This window comes from Bifidobacterium favimelis, from assembly GCF_037963085.1.
GTDB lineage: Bacteria > Actinomycetota > Actinomycetes > Actinomycetales > Bifidobacteriaceae > Bombiscardovia > Bombiscardovia favimelis.
Window position 1 is genome coordinate 1,452,176 of the sequence record NZ_JBANDZ010000001.1, and the last position, 12,632, is coordinate 1,464,807.

Here is a 12,632-nt window from a genome sequence, read left to right on the forward strand (position 1 = left end):
ATCTGCGGCTTTCACATCATCCATGCGCCTGGGCCTGCGGGCCCTGGCCCGTACGGAAAACGAAAAGCCCCGCCCTCCGCAAGAAGCGGGGGCGGGGCTTTGGGTTACTCCAGTCACTGGGGGACCTCACACCGGTGGGGACCGCATCGGGCGGCCGCGGTCACCGGCCGTTGAGATCCTGTCCGCCGGCCCCGGCGGGCCTGGACCTCACCGGGGAGGGCGACCTCACTGGTTGGAACCGGAATCGGCCGAGGAGAAGGTGGCGCTGCTGTCGGGGCCGGCAGGCTTGTCCTGCCCGTCACCTGCGTCGTCACCCTCGGAGGCCTGGCCGTCCGCCTCCTTCGAGGTGCTATCGGAGGGGGCTGCACCTTCGGCGCCGTCCTGGCCGGATCCGGTGGTCGGGGCCAGGGGGTCGCCCAGGTTCATCCCGAAGGACTGGTCAGCGGAGTCAAGGTGGTCCTGCCCGCCCTGGTCGTTGAGGAAGTCATCCGGGTTGAAGTCGTCGCCCAGCTTCAGATCTCCGAAGTCGATGTTGGAGAAGTCCACATCGCTCAGGTCGGCGTCGCTCAGGTCCGTATCGTCCCCGTTCAGACCGAAGTTGGGGTAGATGGTGTCCCTGATGGCCTTGTCCGGCTCCACCGTCGCGTTGCGGTAGCGGGCCAGACCGGTGCCTGCCGGAATCAGCTTGCCGATGATCACGTTCTCCTTGAGACCCTTCAGATCGTCGACCTTCTGGTTGAGGGCGGCCTCGGTCAGGACCCTGGTGGTCTCCTGGAAGGAGGCTGCGGACAGCCAGGAGTCGGTTGCCAGGGAGGCCTTGGTGATGCCCATGAGCTCGGGACGGCCGGCCGCGGGCTTGCCGCCCTTCTTGACGACCTCTACGTTGGCCGCCTTGAACTTGGCCTGGTCGACCAGCTCGCCCGGCAGGAGGTCGGTGTCGCCAGAGTCGATGACCGTCACGCGGCGGAGCATCTGATGGACGATGACCTCGATGTGCTTGTCGTGGATGTCCACGCCCTGGGAGCGGTAGACCGTGTGCACCTCGTTGACGATGTTGACCTGGGCCGCACGCGGACCGAGGATGCGCAGGATCTTCTTGGGATCGACGGAGCCTTCGATCAGCTGGGTTCCGGCATCGACGTGCTGCCCGTCCTTGACCAACATGGGGGCACGACGGGTGACCGGGTAGGTCAGCGGGTCGATCGAGGAGTCGTCGGGGGTCAGGGTCACCTGGCGACCACGGTCGGTGTCCTCCACCTTGACGGTGCCAGGGAACTCTGCGATCGGGGCCTCGCCCTTAGGGGTACGGGCCTCGAAGAGCTCCGTGACACGGGGCAGACCCTGGGTGATGTCGGAGGCCGAAGCCACGCCACCGGAGTGGAAGGAACGCAGGGTCAGCTGGGTGCCGGGCTCGCCGATGGACTGGGCGGCCACGATGCCCACGGCCTCGCCCACGTCCACCAGTTTGTTGGTGGCCAGGGACCAGCCGTAGCACTTGGCGCACACCCCGCGGGAGGACTCGCAGGTCAGGACCGAGCGGGCCTTGACCTCCTCGACACCGTGGGCGACCATGTCTCGCAGGACATCCATGGACAGGGCGTCGCCGCGCTTGTAGAGCACGGTCTTGCCGTCCTTGGGGTCGATCACATCGGCTGCCAGGAGGCGGGAGTATGGACCGCCGTCGGCGGCCTTGACCAGGACCAGGTTGCCCTGTTCGTCGCGCTCTGCGACCTTCATGGTCAGGCCACGCATGGTCCCGCAGTCCTCCTCGCGGACGATCACGTCCTGGGAGACGTCGACCAGGCGGCGGGTCAGGTAGCCCGACTCCGCCGTACGCAGTGCCGTGTCGGCCAGACCCTTGCGGGCGCCGTGCTGGGAGATGAAGTACTCCAGGACCGACAGGCCGTCGTGGTAGTTGGACTTGACCGGTCGGGGGATGATCTCTCCCTTGGGGTTGGCCACCAGGCCTCGCATGCCTGCGATCTGGCGGATCTGCATCCAGTTGCCACGCGCTCCGGACTGCACCATGATGTTCACGTTGTTGTCCGGGGTGAAGTGCTCCTGCATGGCATCAGCCACCTTGTCGGTGCACTCGGTCCAGAGGTTGATCAGCTCCTGGCGGCGCTCCTCGTCGGTCAGCAGGCCCATGTCGTACTGGGAGTTGACCTTGGCGGCCTGGCCCTGGTAGTCGTTGACGATCTCGGAACGCTCGGGGGGCACCACGATGTCGGAGAAGGCCATGGTCACGCCCGACCACTGGGCCCTGGTGAAGCCCAGATCCTTCAGGGCGTCCAGGGTGGCGGCCACCTGGGCGGTGGAGTACCGGGTGGCGATGTCGTCGACGATCCCGGCCAGCTTGCCCTTGGGCACCTGCTCGTTGATGAAGGGGTAGTCCACAGGGAGGGTCCGGTTGAACAGGAACCTGCCGTAATTGGTGGCGAAGAGCCTGGAGCCGTCCTTGAAGACCTCCTCCTTGACCACGTCCGGGCAGCCGGGTTCGGGGTCGATGGCCTTGAACTCGCCCGGCTCCCAGTCCTTGGGCATGACGAAGTCGGCGGGGACCCTCATCAGGATCCGGGCCTGCATGTCGATCTCACCCAGGTCCAGGGCCATGCGGGCCTCGGCCAGGCTGGAGAAGATCCGCCCCTGGCCCTTGGCCCCCTCGCGGACGGTGGTCAGATAGTACAGACCCAGGATCATGTCCTGCGAGGGCATGGTCACCGTGTGGCCGTCCGCCGGCTTGAGGATGTTGTCCGAAGCCAGCATGAGGGAGCGGGCCTCGGCCTGGGCCTCGGCGGACAGGGGAAGATGGACTGCCATCTGGTCGCCGTCGAAGTCGGCGTTGAAGGCCGCGCAGGCCAGCGGGGGCAGGTGGATGGCCTTGCCCTCGACCAGGATGGGCTCGAAGGCCTGGATGCCCAGGCGGTGCAGGGTGGGTGCACGGTTGAGCAGGACGGGGTGCTCGGAGATGACCTCTTCCAGCACCCCCCAGACCTCGGGGTCGGCGCGGTCGACCAGGCGCTTGGCGCTCTTCATGTTCTGGGCGTAGTTCAGGTCGACCAGGCGCTTGATGACGAAGGGCTTGAAGAGCTCCAGGGCCATGGGCTTGGGCAGGCCGCACTGGTGCATGCGCAGGGAGGGGCCGACCACGATCACGGAACGGCCGGAATAGTCCACACGCTTGCCCAGCAGGTTCTGACGGAACCGCCCCTGCTTGCCCTTGAGCATGTCGGCCAGGGACTTCAGGGGCCTGTTGGAAGCTCCGGTGACAGGACGGCCACGACGGCCGTTGTCGAAGAGGGAGTCCACGGCCTCCTGGAGCATGCGCTTCTCATTGTTCAGCATGATCTCCGGTGCGCCCAGCTCGATCAGCCTCTTCAGCCTGTTGTTTCGGTTGATCACGCGGCGGTAGAGGTCATTCAGGTCGGAGGTGGCGAAGCGGCCGCCGTCCAGCTGGACCATGGGGCGCAGGTCGGGGGGGATCACGGGGATCACGTCCAGGACCATGGCCTCGGGTTTGTTGCCGGTGTTCAGGAAGGCGGAGACCACCTTCAGCCTCTTCAGGGCACGTGCCTTGCGCTGGCCGGAACCGGTGTCGATCTCATGGCGGAGTTCCTTGGCGGCCCCCTCCAGGTCGAAGTCCTGCAGGCGCTTCTTGATGGCCTCGGCTCCCATGCAGCCGTCGAAGTAGTCCCCGTAGCGGTCCTGCATCTCCCGCCAGAGGTCCACGTCACCTTCCATGTCACCGGGCTTGAGACCCTTGAACCGGTCGAAGACGGCTGTGATCCTCTGGATCTGGTCGTCGTAACGCTTGCGGATGGCTGCCATGTCGCGCTCGGCCCCGTTGCGCAGGCGGGTCTTCATGGAGCCCTTGGCCTCGTCGGACTTCTCGAGTTCGGCCAGGTCCTCCTCCATCTTCTTGGCGCGCTTGTCGATGTCCAGGTCCCTCTTCTTCTCCAGCTGGGAGACCTCGGTGTCGAACTCCTCCTGGAGGTCGGGCAGGTCGTCGTGGCGCTGCTTCTCATCCACGCTGGTGACCATGTAGGCCGCGAAGTAGATGACCTTCTCCAGGTCCTTGGGGGCTATGTCGAGCAGATATCCCAGGCGGGAGGGAACACCCTTGAAGAACCAGATGTGGGTGACGGGGGCGGCCAGCTCGATGTGGCCCATACGCTCGCGGCGGACCCGTGAACGGGTCACCTCGACCCCGCACCGCTCGCAGACGATCCCCTTGAAACGCACGCGCTTGTACTTGCCGCAGGCGCACTCCCAATCACGGGTGGGGCCGAAGATCTGCTCGCCGAAGAGACCGTCCTTCTCAGGCTTCAAGGTACGGTAGTTGATGGTCTCGGGCTTCTTGACCTCTCCATAGCTCCAACCGCGGATGTCGTCGGCCGTGGCCAGTCCGATTCTCAATTTGTCAAATGCATTGACGTCCAGCACTCTATGTCCTGTCTTTGATCTTGTAACTGCTGTGAAGTTCTCTGCCGGACCAGGACCCGGACCTGCCGACACCGACCGGTGGGGCGGGCGAGCTGATCCTGGCGGGTGAAGGCCGGGCGGTCACAGGGGCCGCCCGGCGGTCGGATCAACGGAATTCCGGCTCGGGCACGCTCTGATCGGCCTTGGCCGCCGCATCGGGACGGGCCCCGATGTTGAAGCCCAGGTCGTTGGAGGCGGCGTTGGGGTCGTCGTCCTCGTCCTTCATCTCGATGGCCTCGCCTTCGGCGTTGAGGACCTCGACGTTCAGGGCCAGGGACTGCATCTCCTTGAGGAGGACCTTGAAGGACTCCGGTATGCCTGCTGCCGGCAGGTTCTCCCCGCGCACTATGGCGCCATAGGCCCGGACACGGCCATCCACGTCGTCGGACTTCGTGGTCATCATCTCGTGCAGGGTGTATGCGGCACCGTAGGCTTCAAGGGCCCAGACCTCCATCTCGCCGAAGCGCTGGCCGCCGAACTGGGCCTTGCCGCCCAGGGGCTGCTGGGTGATCATGGAGTAGGGGCCGGTGGACCGGGCGTGGATCTTGTCGTCCACCAGGTGGTGGAGCTTGAGCATGTACATGTAACCCACGGAAATCGGCTTGGTGAAGGGCTCGCCGGTACGGCCGTCATAGAGGACGGCCTTCCCGTCGTCGCCCACCAGACGCTCCCCGTCCCTGTTGGGCAGGGTGGTGTGCAGGAGGCCGTTCAGGGCGTCCTGGCGCACACCGTCGAAGACGGGCGTTGCCACGGGCGTGCCGGGATCGGCCTTCTCGGCGCCGGCCGGGATGTGCTTCTTCCACTCGGCCTCCAGGTCGGGATCGAGGCTGATGTCCCAGCCGGAGTGGGCTATCCACCCCAGGTGGAGCTCCAGGACCTGCCCGAGGTTCATACGGGAGGGGACGCCCAGGGGGTTGAGCATGATGTCGATCGGGGTGCCGTCCGCCATGAAGGGCATGTCTTCCTCCGGCAGGATCCGGGAGATGACGCCCTTGTTGCCGTGGCGGCCGGAGAGCTTGTCTCCCTGGGTGATCTTGCGGTGCTGGGCGATGTAGACCCTGATCATCCTGTTGACGCCGTTGGGCAGCTCGTCGCCGTCCTCCTCGGCATCCTCACGGGTGATCTCCTTGACCTCGATCACGGTGCCGGTCTCCCCGTGGGGGACCCTGAGGCTGGTGTCACGCACCTCGCGGCTCTTCTCGCCGAAGATGGCCCGCAGGAGCCTCTCCTCGGGGGTCAGCTCGGTCTCGCCCTTGGGGGTGACCTTGCCGACCAGGATGTCGCCGGCCTCGACCTCGGCGCCGATGCGGATGATGCCGCGCTCGTCCAGGTTGGCCACGGCGTCCTCGCCCACGTTGGGCAGGTCGCGTGTGATCTCCTCGGCGCCCAGCTTGGTCTCACGGGCGTCCGTCTCGTACTCCTCGATGTGGATGGAGCTCAGGGTGTCGTCCTGGACCAGGCGCTGGGAGATGATGACCGCATCCTCGTAGTTGTAACCGTTCCAGGGCATGAAGGCCACCAGGAGGTTCTTGCCCAGGGCCATCTCGCCCTTCTCCGTGGCGGGGCCGTCGGCCAGGACCGTGCCGGCCTCGACCCGCTCCCCGTCCTTGATCAGGGGGACCTGGTTGTAGCAGGTGGTCTGGTTGGACCGCTGGAACTTGGCCAACTTGTAGGAGGACTGGGTCCCGTCGTCGTTCATGACCCGGATGATGTCGGCGGACACGTAGATGACCACGCCGGGCTTCTCGGCGAGGACCACGTCACCCGAGTCGATGGCGGAACGCCACTCGGACCCGGTGCCGACCAGGGGCCGCTCCGACTTGACCAGGGGGACGGCCTGACGCTGCATGTTGGTGCCCATCAGGGCTCGGTGGCCCTCGTCGTGCTCCAGGAAGGGGATCAGGGAGGCGCCGACGGAGACCATCTGCCTGGGGGAGACATCCATCAGGTCCACCTGGGAGACGGGCACATCCTTGGCCTCGGCCTCGGCGTCACGCACCAGGGCTTCGTCCTCGACGAAGTGTCCCGTATCGTCGATCTCCTGGTTGGCCTGGGCGATGGTGTGCTCGGACTCCTGGTCGGCGGTCATGTAGACCACGTCATCGGTCACCCGGCCGTCCACCACCTTGCGATAGGGGGTCTCGATGAAGCCGAAGGGGTTGACCCGGGCGAAGGTGGCCAGGGACCCGATCAGACCGATGTTCGGGCCTTCGGGGGACTCGATGGGGCACATGCGTCCGTAATGGGAGGGGTGCACGTCGCGCACCTCCATGGAGGCGCGGTCGCGGGAGAGGCCGCCGGGGCCCAGGGCCGACAGGCGGCGCTTGTTGGTCACGCCGGCCAGCGGGTTGTTCTGGTCCATGAACTGGCTCAGCTGGGAGGTCCCGAAGAACTCCTTGATGGTGGCGTTGACCGGGCGGATGTTGATCAGGGACTGGGGGGTGATGGCCTCGGCGTCCTGGGTGGTCATGCGCTCGCGGACCACACGCTCCATCCGGCTCAGGCCGGTGCGGAGCTGGTTCTGGATCAGCTCGCCCACCTGACGGATGCGGCGGTTGCCGAAGTGGTCGATATCGTCCACATCCACCCGCAGCTCGATCTCCTGGCCGTCCCGCCTGCCGGTGAAGGTCTGCCCGCCGGCGTGAAGGGTCACCAGGTACTTCAGGGTGGCCACGATGTCCTCCTTGTGGAGGCTGCGGTCGTTGTAATCGGCTTCCAGGCCCAGCTTGCGGTTGATCTTGTACCGGCCCACCCGGGCCAGGTCGTAACGCTTGGTGTTGAAGTAGAAGGAGTCGAGCAGGTTGCGGCCGGCCTCGGCGGAGGCGGTGTCGGCGGGCCTGATCTTCCGGTAGAGGTCGGTCAGGGCTTCGTCCTGGCTCTCTATGGTCTCCTTCTCCAGGGCATCCAGGACCAGGGGGTAACCCTTGAAGGCCTTGCGGATCTCGGACTTGGACATCCCGATGGCCATGAGGAAGACGATGGCGGACTGCTTGCGCTTGCGGTCCACGCGCACACCCAGGACGTCACGCTTGTCGATCTCGAACTCCAGCCAGGCTCCCCGGCTGGGGATGATTTTGGCGCCGAAGACCTCCTTGTCGGAGGTGCGGTCCGGCGTACGGTCGAAGTAGACGCCCGGAGAACGGACCAGCTGGGAGACGATGACACGCTCCGAGCCGCCGATGATGAAGGTCCCGTGGGGGGTCTGGAGGGGGAAGTCGCCCATGAAGACGGTCTGGGACTTGATCTCCCCGGTCTCGCCGTTCTCGAACTCGGCGTTCACGTAGAGGGGGGCGGAGTAGGTGTAGTCCTTCTCCTTGCACTCCTGGACCGTATGGCGGGGCTCCTCGAAGTATGGGTCCGAGAAGGTCAGGCTCATGGTCTGGGCGAAGTTCTCTATGGGTGAGATCTCCTGGAAGACCTCATCCAGACCGGAGACGGTGGGGACCGTGTGGGTCCCGTTCACCCGGTCATCCTCGACCCTCTGCTTCCATCGGTCGTTGCCGATCAACCAGTCGAAGCTGTCCGTCTGCACGCCGAGCAGGTAGGGCACTTCGATGGGTTCACGGATGGAACCGAAGTTGACACGGTCGGAGGCCTTGTGCGCCTTGATGTCGGCTTCGTCGGCGCGTGCATATGTGGTGGTGGTACTCTTTGCAGCTTTATTGGCAGCCAAAATGGACTTTCCTTATCGCTCGCCTTTTCGATGATTCCCGCTTCACCAGGAGACGCCGAACAGCCGCCATATGCCAATTCGCGGGCATCTCCTCGATGATGTATGCCCGCAATATGACATACCTCATGCAAAGATTCAAATATACCAGGCCAAGGACTGTGATGCAATCGGCGTGTCGCATCTGGCCCGGTCCCGGATCAACCGTCCCGGCGGTTCGGGACCGTCTTCATGACCGGAACCGACGGCAGGCGGTCATTGAATCATGATCGGCACCGGTTGGGACCTGACGGTGTCCTTGGTCTTCAACACCAGGAGGGCCGTATACGATCCGGCCTTCACCCTGGGCAGATCCCTGTCGGCCTGGCAGTCCTTCCCGCTGGCATCGGCGTTCCAGGTTATCTCCTGGCTGTCCTTGTCCTCCTTGGACATGAGGAGGGTTCGGGGCTGGACCTTGCAGGAGTCCGACCTCCAGATCGTCTCCTCCCCCCGCATGATCGTGAGCACCCGGTTGCCGTCGGACCCGTCGACCAGGCAATTGACGGACCCCTTGTGCTCCATGACCGCGGTGAAGGTGACCGCCCCTCCCACAGGAGCCGTGGGCTGGTCGGTCTTCAGGGAGAGGGCCAGGTCATCAGGCCCGCAGTCGGGCACCTTGGCGGGAGCCCTGTCTTCGCCGGACTTGGTCTTCGACTGGATGGAGGAGGCCATCCTGCCACCCGCCTGGTGGAGTTTGCCGCTGATGGCCCTGACCCCGACCACGGCCCCCCAGACCAGGCCGGCCAGGATGAGGGCAGCCAGGATGAGGGCGACGATCCGGCGACGCCGATAGATCCTGCGCTGCTTCTCACTGATTTTCCGCTTGGCCATACGACCAAAGTCTAGACCGGACCGGTGAGGAAGTCCCCGGGCATGCCGTCAACGGGTGGAGGGGTCGGCGGTCTGGGACCCCGAATCGGGCCGGGGCAATCAGATCGGCAGGCGGATGGAGCCCCCTGGCAGGATTTCAATCAGGCCGTCATCGTCCAGGGAGGCCAGGCAGGCCCCCAAGCGGGCCTGATCCGCCCACAGACCCTCAACCTTCCCCCTGTCCAGGACCCAACCGGCAGGATGACCACGCAGGGCGGCCAGGATCAGTCCGCGGACCTGACGGTCCGTCCCCTTGAAGCCCTGGCGGGGGCGCGTCCTCCCCTGGCCCAGGCCCGGCAGACCATCCTTGAGGAAGAGGCAGGACCCCCTGAGGGGGCACTGTTCGCAGCGGGGGGCCTTGGGCAGGCAGACCAGGGCGCCCACCTCCATGACAGCCTGGTTCCAGATCACGGACTCCTCTTCACCCACCGGCAGGACCTCCTGGGCCATCTTCCGCTCTGCCGGGGTGGCAGTCCCCCCGTGGGACTCGACCCCCAGGAAGACCCGGCTGAGCACACGGCGGATGTTGGTGTCGATGACGGCGACCCGCCGTCCGAAGGCGAAGGAAAGGACGGCGCTTGCCGTGTAGTCGCCCACCCCGGGCAGGTCGACCAGGGACTGGTAGTCATCGGGAAGGCGGTCATCATATTCCTGCGTCACCCTCCTTGCGCACTCCTGCAGGCGCAGGGCACGGCGTGGGTACCCCAGTCTCCCCCAGGCCGTGATCACCTCTGCGGAAGAGGCCCGGGCCAGGGCGGCGGCATCCGGCCAGACGGCCATCCACTCCGTCCAGTAAGGCACCACCCGGCTCATCTGGGTCTGCTGGCTCATGACCTCGGAGACCAGGATCCCCCAGGGGGTGGTCCTGCCGAACCGCCAGGGCAGGTCCCGGGCATTGGCCCGCCACCAGGCCGCCAGGAGCCTGTACGCCTCGGGTTCCGCAGGCTCTGGGACCGGGGGGGCCGTCCTCGTGAAGGTCTCGCTCATGTCTGCCAATTGTGAACGGGGACCACGACCGTGACCCCCGGTTGAGCCGGTGGCGGACCGATCGGGCGGCACATGTTGGAAGGTGAAGGTAGGCTATCTGCCGCCGGGGGCTTGGCAGGGCGCAAACCACGGCGGACATGTGAGTGAGGACGGGTTCAGATGCGACATGATGGTCAGACGGCCGGCGAGGCGGGAGGGTCCCCCGAGACCGGCCAGGGCGGTCAGGGGGCCGAGGACAGGGTCCAGGCCATGTATGAGTACGGCTACCGGAAATCGAACTACGGACCGGATGAACTGGTCACCGATGCCCACGGCAACCCGATCAGCGTGGTCGACGCGATGATGAAGGCCGAGGAGGCCGGGCGGACCCGGACCACCACGCCCCACCTCTGTTACTACTCACCGAGGATCCCGGGCAATACGGGGTCGGCCATCCGCCTGTGCGCGGTGACGGGAACCATCCTCCACCTGGTGGAACCTCTGGGCTTCAACCTCCACGACACCAAACTGAGGCGGGCCGGCCTGGACTACCATGACATGGCCCATGTGGTCCTCCACCCGGATTTCGACGACCTGGTGCAGACAATGCCGGACTCCAGAATCATCGCCTTCACGGCCCACGCCACAAAGCTCTACACCGAAGTGGACTACCGGCCGGACGACATCCTCCTGTTCGGGCCGGAGCCGGGCGACATCCCCGACCCCATGGAAATCATGGAAGGCCCCCATGTGGCCGAACAGGTGCGGCTCCCCATGCGGCCCAGCCTGCGCAGCCTCAACCTGACCAACTGCGCCTCCATAGCCATCTATGAGGCCTGGAGGCAGCTGGGCTTCAAGGGGGGACGCTGAGCGGGTCCCCTTGTCGCCTCGTCAGTTCTTGAAGCTGTGGATGGGTGCCGGTATGCGGCCGCCCCGGTTCACGAAATCCGCGCAGGACCTGGTGTTGACGGGGATGACCGGTCCCCCTCCCATAAGGCCTCCGAATTCCGCCCGCTCTCCCACCCCCTTGCCTGCGACAGGGATGACGCGGACGGCCGTGGTCTTCTGATTGACCATTCCGATGGCGGCCTCGTCGGCGATGATCCCCGCGATGGTTTCGCTGGGGGTGTCGCCCGGGATGGGAATCATGTCCAGGCCGACCGAGCAGACGCAGGTCATGGCTTCAAGCTTCTCTATGGTCAGGCCCCCCTGCGAGGTGGCCTCGATCATGGCCTGGTCCTCCGAAACCGGGATGAAGGCCCCGGACAGGCCGCCCACATAGCTGGAGGCCATCACCCCGCCCTTTTTGACCTGGTCGTTGAGTATGGCGAGCGCCGCCGTGGTCCCGGGCGCCCCCACCTCCTCCAGGCCCATCGCCCTGAGCACTTCGCCCACAGAGTCGCCCACAGCCGGGGTGGGGGCCAGGGAGAGGTCGACGATGCCGAAGGGGACCCCCAGCCGCCTGCTGGCCTCCTGGGCCACCAGCTGACCCATCCGCGTGATTTTGAAGGCGGTGCGCTTGATGGTCTCGCAGAGCTGGTCGAAGCTCATCCCCCGGGCCGTCTCGACGGCCGTGCGGACCACACCGGGACCGGAGACCCCCACGTTGATGACGGCGTCGCCCTCTGTGACCCCATGGAAGCCCCCCGCCATGAAGGGATTGTCGTCAGGGGCGTTGCAGAAGACGACCAGCTTGGTGCAGCCCGAGCTGTCGGTCTCGGCCGTGGCCTGGGCCAGGGATCTGATGACCCTGCCCATCAGGGCCACGGCGTCCATGTCGATGCCGGTCCTGGTGGACCCGACGTTGACGCTGGCGCAGACCCGTTCCGTCCGACTCAAGGCCTCGGGAAGGGATTGGATGAGGAGACGCTCCGCCGGGGTCATGGACTTGGAGACCAGGGCGCTGAAACCGCCTATGAAGTTGACGCCGACCTCCTGGGCCGTCCTGTCCAGGGCGCGGGCCACGGTCACATAGTCGCTGACGGTGTGGCAGGCCCCGGCGGCCACCAGTGATATGGGTGTGACGGTGATTCGTTTGTTGACGATCGGGATGCCGTACTCTTGGGAGATCTCCTCCCCCGTCCTCACCAGGTCGCCGGCCAGGGAGACCACCTTGCGGTGGATGTTCCGGCAGAGCATGTCGACATCCCCGCTGACGCAATCCAGCAGACTGATCCCCATGGTGATGGTGCGCACATCCAGGCGTTCCCGATCGATCATGTCGTTGGTCTGACCCACCTCGTCGATGCTGATCATGAGGCCCCCTTCAGATCCTGTGCATGCTGGTGAAGATCTCCTCGCGCTGGGCGCGGATCCTCACCCCTATGCCCTGGCCCAGGGTCTTCAGCCCGACCGAAAGGTCATCAAAGGGGATGTCGGGGTCCGAACAGTCCACGATCATCATCATGTTGAAGAAACCGTCGATGATGGTCTGCGATATGTCCAGCACGTTCACCTTGTGGTCCGACAGGTAGGTGGTGACTGCGGCGATGATGCCAACCCGGTCCCTGCCCACGACGGTGATGATTGCCTTATCCATGAGGCTCCTTCGATGTGAGGTTCCCGTCGGCAGGACCGGCCTGGGCGGGCAGCGCGTCCGCCCAGG

General features: G+C 65.6%; 7 protein-coding genes. 1 reads left to right on the top strand and 6 read right to left on the bottom strand.

Annotated elements, in window-relative coordinates; all coding sequences use genetic code 11:
* Positions 1-225: 225 nt before the first annotated feature.
* From V6584_RS05860 to V6584_RS05875, 4 genes are all read right to left on the bottom strand, one after another.
* A complete protein-coding gene (locus V6584_RS05860; protein ID WP_340469549.1) occupies positions 226-4,443 on the bottom strand; it encodes a DNA-directed RNA polymerase subunit beta' in 4,218 nt (1,405 codons plus the stop codon).
* A 145-nt stretch (positions 4,444-4,588) separates the two neighbouring features.
* Positions 4,589-8,155, bottom strand: coding sequence for a DNA-directed RNA polymerase subunit beta (gene rpoB, locus V6584_RS05865; protein WP_340469551.1), 3,567 nt, complete (start codon positions 8,153-8,155; stop codon positions 4,589-4,591).
* A 252-nt stretch (positions 8,156-8,407) separates the two neighbouring features.
* Positions 8,408-9,022, bottom strand: coding sequence for a hypothetical protein (locus V6584_RS05870; protein ID WP_340469553.1), 615 nt, complete (start codon positions 9,020-9,022; stop codon positions 8,408-8,410).
* A 99-nt stretch (positions 9,023-9,121) separates the two neighbouring features.
* Positions 9,122-10,048 carry an HhH-GPD family protein gene (locus V6584_RS05875; protein ID WP_340469554.1) on the bottom strand — a complete coding sequence of 309 codons (927 nt, stop codon included), beginning with the start codon at positions 10,046-10,048 and terminating at the stop codon, positions 9,122-9,124.
* A gap of 249 nt (positions 10,049-10,297) precedes the next feature.
* Between V6584_RS05875 and V6584_RS05880 the strand changes: the two genes are divergently transcribed.
* The gene (locus tag V6584_RS05880) at positions 10,298-10,897 is read left to right on the top strand and encodes a tRNA (cytidine(34)-2'-O)-methyltransferase (protein ID WP_340469785.1); all 600 of its coding nucleotides are present in this window, start codon (positions 10,298-10,300) and stop codon (positions 10,895-10,897) included.
* Positions 10,898-10,918: 21 nt separating this feature from the next.
* Here V6584_RS05880 and V6584_RS05885 read toward each other — a convergent pair whose 3' ends face one another.
* Positions 10,919-12,283 (bottom strand): PFL family protein, encoded by a 1,365-nt coding sequence (locus V6584_RS05885; RefSeq protein ID WP_340469555.1) that lies wholly within the window; start codon positions 12,281-12,283, stop codon positions 10,919-10,921.
* Positions 12,284-12,293: 10 nt separating this feature from the next.
* Positions 12,294-12,566, bottom strand: coding sequence for an ACT domain-containing protein (locus V6584_RS05890; protein ID WP_340469556.1), 273 nt, complete (start codon positions 12,564-12,566; stop codon positions 12,294-12,296).
* Positions 12,567-12,632 lie beyond the last annotated feature (66 nt).